General features: G+C 37.2%; 16 protein-coding genes. 10 read left to right on the top strand and 6 right to left on the bottom strand.

Annotated elements, in window-relative coordinates:
* Nucleotides 1-24 precede the first annotated feature (24 nt).
* The 10 genes from VBZ51_RS09155 to VBZ51_RS09110 all read left to right on the top strand — a co-directional run bounded on the left by VBZ51_RS09155 (nt 25) and on the right by VBZ51_RS09110 (nt 10,317).
* Nucleotides 25-2,871 carry a WD40/YVTN/BNR-like repeat-containing protein gene (locus tag VBZ51_RS09155; protein ID WP_416576712.1) on the top strand — a complete coding sequence of 949 codons (2,847 nt, stop codon included), beginning with the start codon at nt 25-27 and terminating at the stop codon, nt 2,869-2,871.
* Nucleotides 2,872-2,875: 4 nt separating this feature from the next.
* Entirely contained in the window at nt 2,876-3,214 is a 339-nt protein-coding gene (locus VBZ51_RS09150) for a cupin domain-containing protein (RefSeq protein ID WP_416576711.1), read from the top strand.
* 12 nt (nt 3,215-3,226) lie between these two features.
* Nucleotides 3,227-3,616: a DUF2721 domain-containing protein gene (locus tag VBZ51_RS09145; RefSeq protein WP_058104488.1), complete on the top strand. Its 390-nt coding sequence runs from the start codon at nt 3,227-3,229 to the stop codon at nt 3,614-3,616.
* A 110-nt stretch (nt 3,617-3,726) separates the two neighbouring features.
* Complete coding sequence (locus tag VBZ51_RS09140) at nt 3,727-4,158, top strand: hypothetical protein (protein ID WP_074670976.1); 432 nt, start codon at nt 3,727-3,729, stop codon at nt 4,156-4,158.
* A gap of 168 nt (nt 4,159-4,326) precedes the next feature.
* Nucleotides 4,327-5,007 (top strand): succinate dehydrogenase cytochrome b subunit, encoded by a 681-nt coding sequence (locus tag VBZ51_RS09135; protein WP_074670975.1) that lies wholly within the window; start codon nt 4,327-4,329, stop codon nt 5,005-5,007.
* Between the two features lie 12 nt (nt 5,008-5,019).
* Nucleotides 5,020-7,035, top strand: a complete 2,016-nt coding sequence (locus tag VBZ51_RS09130) for a fumarate reductase/succinate dehydrogenase flavoprotein subunit (RefSeq protein WP_416576710.1) — start codon at nt 5,020-5,022, stop codon at nt 7,033-7,035.
* A 69-nt stretch (nt 7,036-7,104) separates the two neighbouring features.
* On the top strand, nt 7,105-7,851 hold the full coding sequence (locus VBZ51_RS09125) for a succinate dehydrogenase/fumarate reductase iron-sulfur subunit (protein ID WP_058104492.1): 747 nt from the start codon (nt 7,105-7,107) through the stop codon (nt 7,849-7,851).
* 65 nt (nt 7,852-7,916) lie between these two features.
* Complete coding sequence (locus tag VBZ51_RS09120; protein WP_091607792.1) at nt 7,917-8,399, top strand: very short patch repair endonuclease; 483 nt, start codon at nt 7,917-7,919, stop codon at nt 8,397-8,399.
* 131 nt (nt 8,400-8,530) lie between these two features.
* Nucleotides 8,531-9,076, top strand: coding sequence for a type 1 glutamine amidotransferase domain-containing protein (locus VBZ51_RS09115; protein ID WP_074670970.1), 546 nt, complete (start codon nt 8,531-8,533; stop codon nt 9,074-9,076).
* The gene (locus VBZ51_RS09110) at nt 9,076-10,317 is read left to right on the top strand and encodes a methionine aminotransferase (RefSeq protein ID WP_416576709.1); all 1,242 of its coding nucleotides are present in this window, start codon (nt 9,076-9,078) and stop codon (nt 10,315-10,317) included. Before VBZ51_RS09115 ends, VBZ51_RS09110 begins: the two co-directional genes overlap by 1 nt.
* Nucleotides 10,318-10,325: 8 nt before the next feature.
* Here the strand turns inward: VBZ51_RS09110 and VBZ51_RS09105 are convergent, their stop codons facing one another.
* The 6 genes from VBZ51_RS09105 to VBZ51_RS09080 form a co-directional block, all read right to left on the bottom strand.
* Nucleotides 10,326-11,474: a serine hydrolase domain-containing protein gene (locus VBZ51_RS09105; RefSeq protein ID WP_416576708.1), complete on the bottom strand. Its 1,149-nt coding sequence runs from the start codon at nt 11,472-11,474 to the stop codon at nt 10,326-10,328.
* Between the two features lie 16 nt (nt 11,475-11,490).
* Nucleotides 11,491-12,015, bottom strand: a complete 525-nt coding sequence (locus VBZ51_RS09100; protein WP_416576707.1) for a GNAT family N-acetyltransferase — start codon at nt 12,013-12,015, stop codon at nt 11,491-11,493.
* A 146-nt stretch (nt 12,016-12,161) separates the two neighbouring features.
* On the bottom strand, nt 12,162-12,527 hold the full coding sequence (locus VBZ51_RS09095) for a hypothetical protein (RefSeq protein ID WP_416576706.1): 366 nt from the start codon (nt 12,525-12,527) through the stop codon (nt 12,162-12,164).
* Nucleotides 12,528-13,017: 490 nt separating this feature from the next.
* A complete protein-coding gene (locus VBZ51_RS09090) occupies nt 13,018-13,671 on the bottom strand; it encodes a CoA transferase subunit B (protein WP_416576705.1) in 654 nt (217 codons plus the stop codon).
* A gap of 4 nt (nt 13,672-13,675) precedes the next feature.
* Nucleotides 13,676-14,374, bottom strand: coding sequence for a CoA transferase subunit A (locus VBZ51_RS09085; protein WP_416576704.1), 699 nt, complete (start codon nt 14,372-14,374; stop codon nt 13,676-13,678).
* A 106-nt stretch (nt 14,375-14,480) separates the two neighbouring features.
* Nucleotides 14,481-16,826: a penicillin-binding protein 1A gene (locus VBZ51_RS09080; protein WP_058104501.1), complete on the bottom strand. Its 2,346-nt coding sequence runs from the start codon at nt 16,824-16,826 to the stop codon at nt 14,481-14,483.
* Nucleotides 16,827-16,828: the final 2 nt, after the last annotated feature.

Genomic DNA, 16,828 nt, shown 5'->3' with positions numbered 1-16,828 from the left:
ATCTGCAGCATCAAAAACATTATAATGAAACAGTTTTATTTCCTATTACTAATCGGTATTTCAATAGTATCGGCACAGGTTCAACCAACTACATCTAAAAAAATAGAGGAATCATTGATTGCCAAACAGGCTATGGATGCCAATTCACTGGTCAAAAATATTCCATTAAAAAATGTAGGTCCGTCTGTAATGAGTGGTCGTGTAGTAGATTTAGCGGTCAACGACAACAACCCAACAGAATATTACGTAGCATACGCTTCTGGCGGATTGTGGTACACCAACAATAACGGTAACACCTTTACTCCGGTAATGGATGAAACCCAAACCCAAAACCTTGGTGACATAGCAGTTCATTGGCAAAGCGGGACCATTTGGGCAGGTACGGGAGAAAATAACTCATCGCGCTCCTCATACGCCGGTATCGGAATTTTAAAGTCTACCGATAAGGGTAAAACCTGGCAACATATGGGCTTATCAGATTCGCACCATATTGGGCGCATTATAGTAAATCCTGATAATGCAAATGAGGTAACCGTGGGCGTTACTGGTCATTTATATTCTCCTAACAAAGAACGTGGCATTTACAAAACCACAGATGGTGGTAAAAATTGGAAAAGAACTTTGTTCATTGATGACAATACAGGTATCATCGATGTTGCGGTTTCCCCTAATAATTATCAGACACAATACGCGGCAGCTTGGCAAAAAGATAGAAAAGCATGGAATTTTAGCGGTAGCGGAGAAGGTTCTGGCATTTACAAAAGTACAGATGCCGGCACCACATGGACAAAAATTTCAACACCCTCAAGCGGATTTCCTACGGGAGAAGGAGTTGGTAGAATTGGCTTGGCCGTTTTTGATGACAACATTCTTTATGCCGTTCATGACAATCAATTTAGAAGAGAAAAATCCAAAGAAAAAAAGGAGAAGCAATCCGGCTTAACAAAAGATGATTTTAAATCGCTCTCCAAAGAACAGTTCTTGAAGCTGAACGACAAAGAGCTGAACGAATTTCTAAAAACCAATAATTTTCACGAAAAATATAGAGCTGCCAATGTCAAGCAAATGGTTCGTAGTAATGCCGTACAACCGGCAGATTTGGCGTTATATTTAGAAGATGCCAACAGTATGTTGTTCGATACTCCGGTTATTGGTGCAGAAGTCTACCGAAGTAATGATGGCGGTAAAACTTGGTCAAAACAAAACGAAGACTATATAGACGACCTTTTTTATAGCTACGGGTATTATTTTGCCCAGATAACTATTGACCCCAATAATGTTGATTCCATTTACTTAGCCGGTGTACCCATTATAGCTTCTAAAGATGGCGGCAAAACATATACGTCAATAAATGGTGATAACGTTCATGCAGATCACCATGCATTATGGATCAATCCAAAATTACCTGGGCATCTCATTAACGGGAATGATGGCGGAGTTAACACGAGCTACGATGACGGTAAAAATTGGTTTAAGAACAACTCTCCCACGGTTGGTCAGTTTTATGCCATTGCCGTTGATCATGAAAAACCATATAACATATATGGCGGATTACAAGACAACGGAGTTTGGATGGGACCGCACAATGCAGAGGAAAATAGCGAATGGCAGCAAACAGGGCAATACCCTTGGAAATCTATTTTAGGCGGAGATGGTATGCAGGTAGAGATTGACGATCGCAACGCTAATATCGTTTACACGGGATATCAATTCGGAAATTATTTTAGAATCGATTTAGAAAAAGACCAAAGAAATTATATTCAACCAAAACATGAGCTAGGCGAGGCTCCCTACCGTTTCAACTGGCAAACTCCTATTTTACTTTCTCCCCATAACCAAGATATTTTATATATGGGCAGTAATAAAATGCATCGTTCCTTAAATAAAGGAGACACATGGGAAACTATCTCAGCTGACCTGACCCAAGGAGGAAAACAAGGTAATGTAGCCTATGGTACCTTGACCACAATTTCTGAATCTACCTATAAATTCGGATTGTTATATACCGGTAGTGATGATGGTCTAATTCAACGAACTGATAACGGTGGTGGTAGTTGGATAACCGTATCTAATAACCTACCTCAAAATTTATGGGTAAGCAGGGTCATTGCTTCAAAACATAACGAAAATAGAGTATATGCTACATTAAACGGATACCGTTCAGACGACTTTACTCCCTATGTTTTTGTAAGTGATGACAAAGGGTCTACTTGGAAAAACATTTCTAATAACATACCTACTTCTGCCGTGAATGTTATAGTAGAAGACCCGGAAAATGAAAACCTTTTATTTGTTGGTACGGATAATGGCTTATACGTTTCATTGGATAGGGGAACAACATGGCAGTCTTTCCAAAATGGAATGCCCTATGTTGCCATTCATGATTTAGTCATACAACAAGATGCTAAACATTTAGTGGTGGGTACACATGGTAGAAGTATTTATACCGCAAATATCGCTGCGCTTCAAAATTTGACTTCAGAAATTCAGAACAAAGCACTGCACGTATATACATTAAAGAATATTAAGCATTCTTCACGTTGGGGTAATTCTTGGAGCTCTTGGTCAAAACCGAGAACACCTGGATTAGATATTACCTTCTACTCTGATAGTGATGATGTGTATGAAGCCAAAATAATATCTTCAGATGATATCGTAGTGAGTGAAACTGAAATTATTGCAGACAAAGGTTTAAATGTTTTATCCTATGATGTTGCTTTCTCTAAAATTGGCAAGATGAATTACCTTAAAAAACACAAAACCGTTTTAAAACAAGCTGATAATGGGAGCACCTATCTACCAAAAGGAACCTATACCATAGAAATCAAAGGAAACGGAACTGTTGAAAAAGCAACTTTTGATATAAAATAGCACAATGAAAATAGTAGATTGGAACGAGCTACCGGAACTAGGTGTTAGCCATGACCCAAGCATTAAGAAAAAGATATTGATAAATCGTGGTGAAATACCACAATTAATGATGTACGGTACCGCTGTTTTCAAGCCTGGTCAAAAAGTTGAGCTTCATAAACATGATACTATGTTTGAAGTTTTTCATATACAGACCGGTAAAGCCGTATTTACTATTTCAGGAAAGGATTATGAGGTTGGCCCTGGAAAATGCATTACTATAGCCCCTGGTGAAATACATGGCCAACACAACCCATTTGACCAAAATGTAACTTGGACTTATTTTGGAATAGCTACGGATTAATAATTATTATTTATGGAACTCACTTTAGGCATACCAGCGCTCCTTTTCCCCGCCATTTCATTGACAATGTTGGCATACAATGCAAGATACTTGGCTATTGCCGCATTAATACGCCAATTACATCAAAAATATCAAGAAACGGCATCGCAATCCGTTGGTCTACAAGTTCAAAAATTACGTAAACGACTCACCATTATAAAAAACATGCAAGCCACTGCAATCTTCAGCTTTTTATTGGCAGTAATTACAATGACCCTTATTTATGTAGAACTTACATTTTGGGCAAATTTGATATTTAGCATTAGTTTATTTGCGCTAATGGTGTCTTTGGTTTTATCCTTGATCGAGGTACAGCTATCGACAAAAGCACTAGAAATTCAGCTAAAGGATATGGAGAACTAATGGAGTTACTTGTTTAAAGAACCCCAAACTAATTACCTTACCGTTCGTCGATGTTTTTATAAGCTATTTAACTAATATCCAGTATATTTGCCGTCCGATAATTAATTGGCATGAAAAAAGTTCGAGATCTCGAATTAATTAATCAAATACGGGAAATAAGGGAGTTTGAATTTGGCGTATTCTATTTCTTTAAAGGCGGTATTGTTATTTCTGAAATGCACGAAGGCGTTCTCTTCAGATGGGATAATGCAAAAAAAGCCGTTTATGCCGCTCAAGAAATTTACGACGATCATATTCCATTCATTTATATTGCCAATAGAATCAATAGATATCATGTAGCTCCTTTTGACTGGTTCAAGTTCTACAAAAATAGGTTTGATATGCAACATATTGCTGCGGTAGGTCCTTTAAAAGGTCATGCGTTAAGCATGTTCTTAAAAAAATTGATCTTTCCAAAAAGGATAAAAAGGTTCGTAGATTTAGACAAAGCTGTGGCTTGGGCAACTGAAATTTCCGAAAAATCTACAGAATCAGTAAATTAACATTATAATTTTGTTGAAAGATTAATTATTTGAAAGCCTTATTTACAAAAAAATCTTAAACATCTTCAAAATAGATTTTATAATCAGTCTAAATAGACATACTAAATCCTGTTAATTCTTGTTAATAACTAGCTTGTGATGTAAATTCGCATATAAAATTATCAACTAATGAGCGGATTTTTTAAATCTTCGATTGGTAGAAAGTACGCAATGGCACTTTCTGCTTTCTTTTTAATGTTTTTTCTACTTCAGCATTTTGCAATTAACATTTTATCGGTTTTCAGTCCTAATGCCTTCAATGAAGCTTCGCACTTTATGGGTACATTTTGGGCCGTACAATATGTTCTGCAGCCTGTTTTAATTTTCGGTGTAATCTACCATTTTGTGATGGGTTTCATCTTAGAAGCCAAAAACAGAAGTGCTAGAGTAAAAAAATACGCAAAAAACAATGGTGCTGCCAATTCATCATGGATGAGCCGTAATATGATTTACAGCGGTTTGTGCATTTTGGCATTTTTGGTACTTCACTTTATTGATTTCTGGATCCCAGAAATCAATACAAAATATATTCAAGGCGATATGTCTGGTTTATTGGGTAACGGTGAAGGCTTTCGTTATTATGAGGAACTTGCCCATAAGTTTGAAAGCCCATTACGTGTTGGCGCTTATGTAATCGCCTTCGTATTCTTATCGTTACACCTAATGCATGGCTTTAGTTCTGCATTTCAGTCTGCCGGGGCAACGAGCATGAGAAAAGAAAAATTACAATTGTTTGGTAAAGCGTATGCTATAATAATTCCATTAGGATTTATTTTCATTGCACTTTTTCATCATTTTAATCATCATTAATACCTATTACTTATGTCTGTATTAGACTCAAAAGTACCTAAAGGTCCGTTGAAAACGAAGTGGACCGATTATAAGAACCATATAGATTTGGTAAACCCTGCCAACAAACGTAATATAGATGTTATTGTAGTTGGAACAGGATTGGCGGGTGGTTCTGCTGCTGCAACTTTAGCAGAATTAGGCTATAATGTAAAAACATTTTGCTATCAAGATTCTCCAAGAAGGGCACACTCTATTGCTGCACAAGGTGGTATTAACGCAGCAAAAAATTACCAAGGTGATGGTGATTCTACATACCGTTTATTTTACGATACCGTAAAAGGTGGTGATTACCGTTCAAGAGAAGCAAACGTATATAGATTAGCAGAAGTTTCTGCAAATATTATTGACCAGTGTGTGGCACAAGGGGTTCCTTTTGCACGTGATTATGGCGGACTACTTGACAACCGTTCATTTGGTGGTGTATTGGTTTCAAGAACTTTTTACGCCAAAGGTCAAACCGGACAACAATTATTATTAGGTGCTTATTCTGCAATGAACAGACAAATTGCCCGTGGTAAAATTACCCCGTTCAATCGTCATGAAATGTTAGATGTAGTAAAAGTTGATGGTAAGGCTCGTGGTATTATTGCCCGTAACTTGGTTACCGGTGAAATTGAGCGCCACTCTGCACATGCAGTGGTTATTGCCTCTGGTGGATATGGCAATGTATATTTCCTGTCGACCAACGCAATGGGATCTAACGCAACGGCTGCTTGGAAAATCCATAAAAAAGGAGCGTTCTTTGCCAACCCTTGCTACACTCAAATTCACCCAACCTGTATTCCACGCTCAGGTGACTATCAGTCTAAACTGACTTTGATGTCAGAATCTTTACGTAACGATGGTCGTATTTGGGTTCCTAAAAATATGGACGATGTAATTGCTATTCGCGAGGGCAAAAAGAAACCTACAGATTTATCTGAAGACGAAAGAGATTATTACTTAGAAAGAAGATATCCTGCATTTGGTAACCTAGTACCACGTGATGTTGCATCAAGAGCAGCAAAAGAACGTTGTGATGCCGGTTATGGTGTAAATGCTACCGGTGAAGCTGTTTATTTGGATTTTGCCTCTGCTATTGAAAGATATGGTAAAGAGCAAGCTAAAATTCATAACATCAACAATGCTTCTGCTGACAAAATATATGAACTAGGTGCCGCTATAGTAAAAGCTAAATACGGTAACCTTTTTCAGATGTACGAAAAAATCGTAGATCAAGATCCGTACAAAACCCCAATGATGATTTACCCTGCAGTACACTATACCATGGGTGGTGTTTGGGTTGATTATAATTTAATGACTACTGTTGACGGTCTTTACTGTATTGGTGAAGCTAACTTCTCTGATCACGGTGCCAACAGGTTAGGTGCCTCTGCGTTAATGCAAGGTCTTGCAGACGGTTATTTTGTTTTACCATATACCATTGGCGATTACTTATCCAATGAAATTAGAACAGGTAAAATTGCTACTGATTCCCCTGAGTTTGATGAAGCAGAAAAATCTGTAAAAGATAGAATTGATTTCTTCATCAATAATAAGGGACAACATTCTGTTGATTATTACCACAAAAGACTAGGTAAGATTATGTGGGATAAATGTGGTATGTCCCGTAATGCGGAAGGTTTAAAAGAAGCTGCAAAAGAAATTAAGGAACTAAGAGAAAGTTTCTGGAAAGAAGTTAATGTTCCAGGTGCTGCCAACGAAATGAACCCTGAATTGGAAAAAGCGGGTCGTGTAGCAGATTTCTTGGAGTTGGGTGAATTGTTCGCAAAAGATGCCTTGGTAAGAGAAGAATCTTGTGGAGGACACTTTAGAGAAGAATCCGTTGAAATTGGCGGGGAACAAGCAGGTGAGGCAAAACGTAACGATGCTGAATTTGCCTTTGTTTCGGCTTGGGAATATAAAGGAGAACCTGGTGATGCTATCTTGCATAAAGAGCAATTAGAGTTCAACGAAATAGAATTAAAACAAAGAAGTTATAAGTAGTTGATGGTTGCTAGTTGCTGGTTTTAATGAACCAACAACGAACAACGAACAACCAAAAACGAAATAATTATGAATCTGACATTAAAAATCTGGAGACAAAAGGGACCAAAAGATAAAGGTTCTATGGTCGATTATAAGGTAACGGATATATCTGAACATATGTCTTTCTTAGAAATGATGGATGTTCTTAACGAGCAATTGATCAACCAAGGAGAAGAACCAGTAGCTTTTGACCATGATTGTCGTGAAGGTATTTGTGGTATGTGTTCAATGTACATCAATGGTGAGGCCCACGGTCCTGACAGAGGTGTTACAACATGTCAATTACACATGCGTATGTTCAAAGATGGCGACACTATCACTATTGAGCCATTTAGAGCAAAGGCATTTCCTGTAATTAAAGATTTAGTGGTAGACAGAAGTTCTTTTGATCGTATTCAGCACGCTGGTGGATATATTTCTGTAAACACTTCTGGTAATACCCAAGATGCAAATGCCATTCCTATTTCAAAGCACGCAGCTGATGAAGCTATGGATGCCGCTACTTGTATTGGTTGTGGAGCTTGTGTAGCAAGTTGCAAAAATGCCTCTGCAATGTTATTTGTTGGCGCAAAAGTATCACAATATGCTTTATTACCTCAAGGTCAAGTAGAAGCCGTAGATCGTGTGAAGAACATGGTAGCACAAATGGATTTGGAAGGTTTTGGTAACTGTACCAATACCGGTGCTTGTGAAATTGAATGTCCTAAAGGAATTTCTTTAGAGAATATTGCAAGAATGAACCGCGAATATTTAAGTGCTAACGTTAAAAGTTAGACTTAAAAATCATAAAATTCTAAAAATCCCGACCATTTAGGTTCGGGATTTTTTATTTTTAAGATATGTCAAAAGACTATAAACAAGAGCGAATTAAAGTACCACGATTCAATGAGGAATCTGGTTTTTACACTACTCCACAACGTTCTAAGATAATGAGCAAAATACGGGGTAAGAACACCAAACCCGAACTTGCCTTTAGAAAAGCCCTTTATGCCGCTGGATATAGATATCGCATTGATTACAAAAAACTAATAGGCAAACCAGATATAGCCCTGCCTAAGTACAAAACAGTAATATTCATTGATGGTGAATATTGGCATGGCAAAAATTGGGAAGAGCGTAAACCAAAAATTAAGACCAATCGTGATTTTTGGATTGCAAAAATTGAACGTAATATACAACGGGATCAAGAAGTCAACCAAGAACTAAAAAGATTAGGATACACTGTTTTTAGGTTCTGGGAAACCCAAGTGAAAAAGGATCTTGAAAACTGCCTACAGATAACTATAAGCCATCTAAATTCTTTTGAAAAGAGCACAGAATAATTTGTATAAAGTTCATTTAGCAAATGTTTAACCCTTGAAACCCCTTTATTAATAAGGCTTTAACGGACATTACTCCCTTTGGTGTGTAACTTAGTATCAAAGAAATTATTAATCGTTAAAAACTATATATTATGAAGAGGATAGCAATATTAGCTACAAATGGATTTGAGGAAAGTGAATTAAAATCTCCAAAAGAAGCCATGGAGAAAGAAGGCTTTAACGTAGACATTGTAAGTTTAGAAAAAGGAGAAATAAAAGGTTGGGCAGACGGTAACTGGTCTAACAGTTACACTGTAGATAAAACCTTGAACGAAGTTAGAGCTGAGGATTATAACGCATTGGTATTACCTGGCGGAGTAATTAACCCAGATTTACTTAGAAGGGAAGAAACGGCTTTAGATTTTGTACGAGACTTTTTTAAATTGAAAAAACCTGTAGCAGCTATTTGCCATGCGCCATGGACATTGATTAGTGCAGGTGTAGTTAAAGGAAGAAAAATGACTTCATTTCACTCCATTAAAGATGACTTAATAAATGCAGGAGCTGATTGGGTAGACCAAGAAGTTGTTGTTGACGAAGGATTCGTGACAAGTAGAAATCCCGATGATTTACCTGCTTTTAATTCTAAATTGGTTGAAGAAATAAAAGAAGGAAAGCATGAAATGCAACATGCATAATGCATCTGAAGTGGAATGTAGAAGCCCAGCCATTTGGTTGGGCTTTTTTTATGTCCGTAGTTAAAATTCATACATTTACTTCTATGAACTACGAACATCTTATAAACGCATCAAAATTACCAGATGTAAAGACGACGATTTTCACAACAATAGGCAATCTTGCAAGAAAACATGATGCCATTGATCTTTCTCAAGGATTCCCAAATTTTGAGGCAGATGAGAAACTAAAATCCTTGGTAAGCCATGCTATACATCAAGGCTATAACCAATATGCACCCATGCCTGGTTATTTTGGCTTAAGAGAAATTATTTCCGATAAAATAAACACACTACATAACAAACATTACAACCCAGAAAAAGAAATAACCGTAACCATAGGTGCAACTGAAGCTATTTTTACGGCTATTACAGCCTTTATTAGTAAAGGCGATGAGGTTATCGTTATAAAACCTGCTTACGACTGTTATGAGCCCGCTATTCTTCTTAATGGTGGCATTCCAGTGTATGTACAACTCAATGCACCAGACTATAGCATAGATTGGGAAGTCTTTCAGGAAAAAATTACCAGTAAAACTAAAATGGTGATTTTAAATACACCCCATAACCCCAGTGGAACGGTTTTATCTAAATGGGATATGGAGCAACTACAGACCATTTTAAAGCCTACCAACATCATATTATTGAGTGATGAAGTTTATGAACATATCACTTTTGATGATCAAGAGCATGAAAGCGCATCAAGATATCCAGAACTTGCCCATAGAAGTTTCGTGTGTGCCTCTTTTGGTAAAACTTTTCATGTTACCGGTTGGAAGGTAGGGTATTGCGTAGCACCAAATGAACTAATGGCCGAATTTAGGAAGGTGCATCAATTTGCGGTATTTTGTGTAGATCATCCTGTTCAACGTGCATTGGCAACTTATTTACAAAACCCTTCCAATTATCTACATTTGAATAATTTTTACCAAGAAAAACGAGATTTCTTTCTCAATGGGATAAAATCGTCCAAGTTTAAATATAAGCCATCACAAGGAACGTACTTTCAATTATTGGATTACTCTGCTATATCCACGGAATTTGATGAAGCTATGGGTGAACGCTTAATTAAACAAAACGGTATAGCCTCAATTCCTATTTCATCGTTCAATGTTGAAAATAGAAATGACCATATGCTCAGGTTCTGCTTTGCAAAAAAGACAGCTACCCTTGAAAAGGCAATTGAGATTTTGAACAGCCTATAAGCTTCAATTTATAAGGCAGCGTTTACTTTCTTCATAAATGCTCCAATTTTATTCGGTTCTAACCAACGTGTAACGACTACAAGATCATTTTCTTTGTCTATAACTATAAAATTACCTCCAAAACCGGCAGCGTAATAAATGTTTTCAGATAATCCTTCCCAATGTCTTGCACCCTTTTTATTCAACCACCACATATACCCATAGTTACTATTAGGTATGGATGGTGTTGTTGCCTTTTTAATCCATTCTTCGGAAATCAATTGTTTATTTTCCCACCTACCATTATTTAAGAACAATAGACCAAAGCGTGCCATATCTTGGGTACTGATAAACATTCCTGCCCCTGAATGACCTCCTCCAGTGACCGATTTCATTTGTAGACCATCTATCTCTGTCCATGCATTATCATAGCCATACCAACGCCATGTAGTAGATGCCCCAATATTATCCATAATATTTTCCTTTAACACCAACGGCATTGGTTTACGCCAAACCTGGGTTAGGGAATATGCCAAAACATTTACACGAACATCATTATATTCCATAACAGTACCCGGCTCTTTGGGCATTTCCATTTTCCAGTCATCAATATTTCCTTTACTCGGCGGTCTATCTGCCCAGTCCTTACCTCCCCATAGCTCACCTGACCAAGCCGAGTTTTGCTGTAGAAGATGTTCCCATGTAATTTTGGAATTATGGGCACCATCAAAAGTACCGTCCCATACGTAATCACCAACCAAATTTTTAGTGTCTTCAATGAGACCTTGGTCTTCTGCAAGACCGGCCATGGCGCTTAAAAAGCTCTTAGTTACACTAAAGGTCATATCCACTCTCTTTGTATCTCCCCACTGTGCAACCACATAGCCATTCTTTAAAATCATACCAGCAGGTCCGCCTCTTTTTTTTGTAGGTCCCAATATTTTATGAAAAGGTTCGCGCTCAAAACCCTTAACAATTGCTATACGTAAATCTCTAGACCCAGAGTATTCATTGTCTTCTGCAAAAGCAATAGCGTCTTGCAACAATGCGTCTTTAATTTTAAAATCTTTTGGAGCACGCTGTTCCCAGGAAGCGTTCGCATTGGGAAAGTAATAATCTTGAGCATGAATATTTCCAATTAAGAAAATAGTCAAAACAATGATAAGAGAATATTTCATAAATGTTGGTTTAAAGTTACAAGGTACTTAAATCGAACTGCATTAACCAATCGGTCTGTTCATCTGAGCCTATGAAATACGGGTGGGTATCAAATTTTTGAAAACCGTGACGTTCATAAAATTTAATTGCCCTTACATTTTCTTCCCATACCCCTAACCATAGCATTTTCTTATTTTTTATTAATGCTATATTTTTAATGTGATGCAAAAATTGTTTCCCTAAACCTAAATTTTGATACTCCTTTAAAACATAGATGCGTTCCAACTCTATGCTATCAGCTCTTTTAACGTCTGATTGCGCAGAAAGCACGTTGAGTTTAAAATAACCCACCAACATATCATTTCTGAATACGAAATAAAACTCGCTGTTGGCATTTAAAAGTTCAGATTTAATTTTATTAAGGGCAAAAGCCTTTTCTATATAATCTTTAAAATCTGCCGGGTCGTTATCTTTTTCAAAGGCATTTACAAAGGTCTGCTCAGAAATCAATCTTAATTGTTCCGCATCTTGAAGAGAACATTTGGTAAATGTGAGTTCCATATTACTAAAATAGAAAAAGGAGCAAATTACTTTGCTCCTAATCGGGGGAAATTCTATAAAAAGGTTGATTTGATAACTTATCTGTTTTTAATACCGCTCTACAAAAGCGGTATTATAATTCGCGGGCATTTTTCATATGCGAACTTTTATTGTTTTTCTGCAAATAATTTTCCTTCTGTTCTCATTAAAATAGTACCATCGTCGGTTTCTTCCATTTTTACATAATCGTCGGGGAAATCTGTGCCTGGATAGCTTACTATATAAATTCCGTCGTGAACACTCCAACTGAAATCTGTTAGGTAAACCACTTGACCCTTGTTATAGCCATGAAACCTACCTAAATAGACGTCATTGAAAATCCATTCCTCATTATCTACCACCATTTTATTTTCATTGGTAGCAGTTTTCACTGTATGCTGCCAAATACCGATTATGGGGTCATTGTTCTCCTCTATTTTGGAACATGAGGTAACCAGTACCATCAGAACCAGGTAGTTGAATACATACTTCATATTAGGTTAAGTTTCAAAAGCGATTTGGGATTCACTCTTAATTACCATACAAATATATGTAGTCTTTTTCTTACAAAATAATATTTGTGGTAAAACTTAGTAAAACTGTTGTGAACTTCTACTGATTGGCTTCTGAATTGAGCACCGTAATAACATTTAAAGAAATATCTGGACATGGTGCAAAAAAAAAGAGCGACTAATATGTCGCTCTTTTTTTAATTCTTTACAGTTTATTTATAGCATAAACAGCTTTTTAGTAAGTCTAAGAAATCCGCTTAAAAAGTCATTTCTGTAAACCTGTACCTTATGTTCTGGTGTAATGTTGTTTGTTTGGGAATTCATGGTGGTTAAGTAATTAATAGATTAAGGGTTTTATTGAGACCTAAAGATATATTTGTTTCCCCCAATTCTAACAAAAATTGTTGTGTATAGAATATAACCTGTTGTGAAAAAAATAAAAAGCACATTTCACCGATGAATTCACAGCATTTTAAACTTCCATTTCTTTAACTAGATCAGGCACAATTAACTGACCCTCCGTAGCTTTCTTAATTTCATCAACACTAATACCGGGCGCGCGCTCTAACAATAGAAATCCGTTCTCGGTTACCTCTAGAACAGCTAAGTTGGTAACTATCTTTTTTACGCAACCTACACCCGTTAATGGCAGACTGCAACGTTTTAACAGCTTAGAATCCCCAGCTCTATTGGTATGCATCATCGCAACTATGATATTCTCCGCTGAAGCTACAAGATCCATAGCGCCACCCATACCCTTCACCATTTTACCGGGTATTTTCCAATTGGCTATATCGCCATTCTCAGCCACTTCCATTGCCCCCAAAATAGTCAAATCAACATGCTTTCCCCTTATCATGGCAAAGCTTGTTGCCGAGTCGAAAAAAGAAGCTCCAGGTAATGCAGTTATCGTTTGTTTACCGGCATTGATCAAATCTGCATCTTCTTCGCCTTCCACAGGAAAAGGACCCATACCTAAAATTCCGTTTTCACTTTGAAACTCCACGCTAATATCATCTCGTACATAATTAGCGACCAAGGTAGGAATACCAATACCTAGATTAACATAATAACCGTCTTCTACCTCTTGTGCAATTCTTTTTGCAATTCCGTTTTTATCTAACATGAGCTTATATTTGACGTACAGTTCTTTGTTCTATTCTTTTCTCATAACCCTTACCCTGAAATATGCGTTGCACAAAAATACCAGGTATATGTATTTGGTTTGGATCCAACTCACCTTCGGGCACCAACTCTTCTACCTCCGCAACGGTAATTTTAGCAGCTCCGCACATACATGGATTAAAATTACGTGCCGTACCCTTAAAAATTAAATTTCCGGCAGCATCTCCCTTCCAAGCTTTTACAAAAGCATAATCTGCCTTAAATGCTTCTTCTAAAATGTACATTTTACCATTGAATTCTCTAACCTCCTTACCTTCGGCTACTTCTGTACCATATCCAGCAGGAGTATAAAATGCCGGAAAACCAGCCTGGGCAGCCCTACATTTTTCAGCCAATGTGCCCTGTGGTGTCAACTCTACCTCTAATTCACCACTTAACATTTGTCTTTCAAATTCATCGTTTTCACCAACGTAAGAAGATACCATTTTCTTAATTTGATGTTGATGCAACAATAATCCCAAGCCAAAATCATCCACTCCCGCGTTATTGGATATACAGGTAATATCCTTTACACCCAATCTTACTAGTTCAGTAATTGCATTTTCGGGTATACCGCAAAGACCAAATCCGCCCAACATAAAGGTCATTCCATCTTTAACACCCGCTAATGCTTCGGTTACATTATTTACAGTTTTACGTATCATTTTGTTATTAATTATCTTGTTACTAAAATACCGAATATAAATGGGATAAAATAAAAAAAGGTCTTAGCGTACGCCAAGACCTTTTTTAAATACATTACATTATCTCTTAAAAATCTAAATCATCTAGATCATCATCTGTGTCCGAATCAGTATTAGTGCCTTCTACAAATTTATCGCAATCAATTTCAATGGACATATTTTCAGGTTTAACAAAGTCTTCTTTTGAAATACCCAACTCCTCATCAGCATAATTCTTGGTCATATATAGCCCCCATATAGGCAAAGCCATAGAGGCACCTTGACCATATGTGATGCTTTTAAAGTGAACCGATCTTTCTTCACCGCCAACCCAAACACCGGTAACAAGATTAGGCACCATACCCATAAACCAACCATCACTATTGTTTTGAGTAGTACCTGTTTTACCCGCAATAGGGTTGGTTAACTTATAAGGATAACCCGTTATAATTTCATCATACTCCGGTCTCCATTTATTAAACCCAGTTGTTCTTAAACGTGTACCTGAACCACCTTGGGTTACACCCTTCATTAGGTCTAAAATAGCATAAGAAACATCTTTACTTAGGACATCTTTTGTTTCTGGTACATACTCATATAGTACGGTACCATCCTTATTTTCAATACGTGTAACCATAACAGGCTTAACATATACACCTTGATTTGCAAAGGCGCCATATGCACCAACCATTTCATATACATTAACATCTAACGTACCTAAAGCAATTGAAGGTACTTCTAGAATATCTCCCGTAAGACCAAGGTTACGTACCATGCTCACTACAGATTTTGGTCCCACCTCATCAATCAATTGTGCCGTAACGGTGTTTACAGAGTTTGCTAAGGCTTTCTTTAAAGAATAGCTATTACCAGAATATTTAAGGTTAGAGTTTCTTGGGCACCAAGGCTCCATGTTACCGTGTTTGCCCGCTTCTATACAATATTGTGTATCTGGGCGAGTTTCACAAGGAGATAGCCTTAACTGGTCTATAGCGGCAGCATATACAAAAGGTTTAAACGTAGAACCTGCTTGTCTTGCTCCTTGAATTACATTATCATATTGAAAATGCTTGTAATTAATACCACCTACCCATGCTTTTACATGACCCGTTTGTGGTTCCATGGACATCATTGCCGTTCTTAAAAATGCTTTATAATAACGAATAGAGTCTCGCGGAGTTAAAATAGTATCTTTTTCTTTTGTTGGACTTTTCCAATCAAAAACGGTCATCTCTGTTTTCTTATCAAAAGACTCTCGGATTTCTTTTTCAGATTTACCCTCGCTTTTCATAATCTTCCATCGATCGGAATTTTTCATAGCCCGTTCCATAATTGCCTTCGTTTCTTCTGGTGTAATATCCAAAAAAGGCGCGGTTTTATTTCTATCCGGTGTATTTTGATGAAAGAACTCCGCTTGCAATTTTGTCATGTGCTCATTGACCGCTTCTTCTGCATTAGCCTGCATTTTAGAATCAATGGTAGTGTAAATTTTGAGTCCGTCTAAATACAAATTATACTTATCCGGTTCATCACCAATGGCTGGCTTTGGATTTTTATCGATCCAATCTTTCATGAAACGTTGCAAATACATTCTAAAATATGTAGCTAGACCTACGCTATGTGTTTCAGGATTGTAATTGATATCCATTTTCATCGCTTGAAGCGAATCTTTCTCCACTTCGGTGATGTAATCATATTTTGCCATTTGGGCAAGAACAACATCCCTACGGGTCTTTACCATTTCTTCTCTGCGCAATGGATTAAAAAGCGATGAATTCTTGAACATACCCACCAACATAGCAGATTCTTCAATTTTAAGATCCTTAGGTTCTTTACCAAAATATATACGAGCAGCCGATCTAATACCATCTGCGTTGTTACCAAAATCATAGATATTGAAATACATACTTATGATTTCTTCTTTGGTATAACTACGCTCTAACCGAATAGCAAGTACCCATTCTTTTATTTTTTGTTTTATAGCATCGAACTTGCTTCTAGAACGAACCCCAACGAAAAGCTGACGCGCCAATTGCTGCGAAATGGTACTGGCACCACCTTTACTTCCCAAATATGCGAATGCCCTTACTGTACCACGAGCATCAATACCCGAATGGTCTCTAAAACGAGCATCTTCCGTTGCAATAAGTGCATTCACCAGATTATCCGGAAGTTCTTCAAACTTTACATCTGTACGGTTATCATCTAAATAGAACTTACCCAAAAGTTTGCCATCTGAAGATATAATCTGTGATGCCAAATTGGTTTGTGGATTCTCTAAATACTCATAGGGTGGCAATTCACCAAATAGCCCCCATGAGGCAGATAAAAATATTAGTGCCACTAAGGCAATACCGGATGCAAATAAGATCCAAAACCACAAGATGAATTTGGAAAAATTGTTGGTTGTTTTCTTTTTTACCGCTTTTGCCATTT

This window comes from Maribacter sp. HS (assembly GCF_048059195.1).
Classification (GTDB): Bacteria; Bacteroidota; Bacteroidia; order Flavobacteriales; family Flavobacteriaceae; genus Maribacter; species Maribacter dokdonensis.
The sequence above is the reverse complement of the archived record's forward strand: the minus strand, read 5'-3'. Positions and strand labels throughout refer to the sequence as shown.

Coding starts and splice junctions, on each gene's coding strand:
- VBZ51_RS09145 (WP_058104488.1), top strand. CDS start 3,227: ATGGAACTCACTTTAGGCATACCAGCGCTCCTTTTCCCCGCCATTTCA.
- VBZ51_RS09105 (WP_416576708.1), bottom strand. CDS start 11,474: ATGAAATATTCTCTTATCATTGTTTTGACTATTTTCTTAATTGGAAAT.
- VBZ51_RS09125 (WP_058104492.1), top strand. CDS start 7,105: ATGAATCTGACATTAAAAATCTGGAGACAAAAGGGACCAAAAGATAAA.
- VBZ51_RS09110 (WP_416576709.1), top strand. CDS start 9,076: ATGCATCTGAAGTGGAATGTAGAAGCCCAGCCATTTGGTTGGGCTTTT.
- VBZ51_RS09150 (WP_416576711.1), top strand. CDS start 2,876: ATGAAAATAGTAGATTGGAACGAGCTACCGGAACTAGGTGTTAGCCAT.
- VBZ51_RS09080 (WP_058104501.1), bottom strand. CDS start 16,826: ATGGCAAAAGCGGTAAAAAAGAAAACAACCAACAATTTTTCCAAATTC.
- VBZ51_RS09155 (WP_416576712.1), top strand. CDS start 25: ATGAAACAGTTTTATTTCCTATTACTAATCGGTATTTCAATAGTATCG.
- VBZ51_RS09140 (WP_074670976.1), top strand. CDS start 3,727: ATGAAAAAAGTTCGAGATCTCGAATTAATTAATCAAATACGGGAAATA.
- VBZ51_RS09100 (WP_416576707.1), bottom strand. CDS start 12,015: ATGGAACTCACATTTACCAAATGTTCTCTTCAAGATGCGGAACAATTA.
- VBZ51_RS09130 (WP_416576710.1), top strand. CDS start 5,020: ATGTCTGTATTAGACTCAAAAGTACCTAAAGGTCCGTTGAAAACGAAG.
- VBZ51_RS09115 (WP_074670970.1), top strand. CDS start 8,531: ATGAAGAGGATAGCAATATTAGCTACAAATGGATTTGAGGAAAGTGAA.
- VBZ51_RS09085 (WP_416576704.1), bottom strand. CDS start 14,374: ATGATACGTAAAACTGTAAATAATGTAACCGAAGCATTAGCGGGTGTT.
- VBZ51_RS09095 (WP_416576706.1), bottom strand. CDS start 12,527: ATGAAGTATGTATTCAACTACCTGGTTCTGATGGTACTGGTTACCTCA.
- VBZ51_RS09120 (WP_091607792.1), top strand. CDS start 7,917: ATGTCAAAAGACTATAAACAAGAGCGAATTAAAGTACCACGATTCAAT.
- VBZ51_RS09135 (WP_074670975.1), top strand. CDS start 4,327: ATGAGCGGATTTTTTAAATCTTCGATTGGTAGAAAGTACGCAATGGCA.
- VBZ51_RS09090 (WP_416576705.1), bottom strand. CDS start 13,671: ATGTTAGATAAAAACGGAATTGCAAAAAGAATTGCACAAGAGGTAGAA.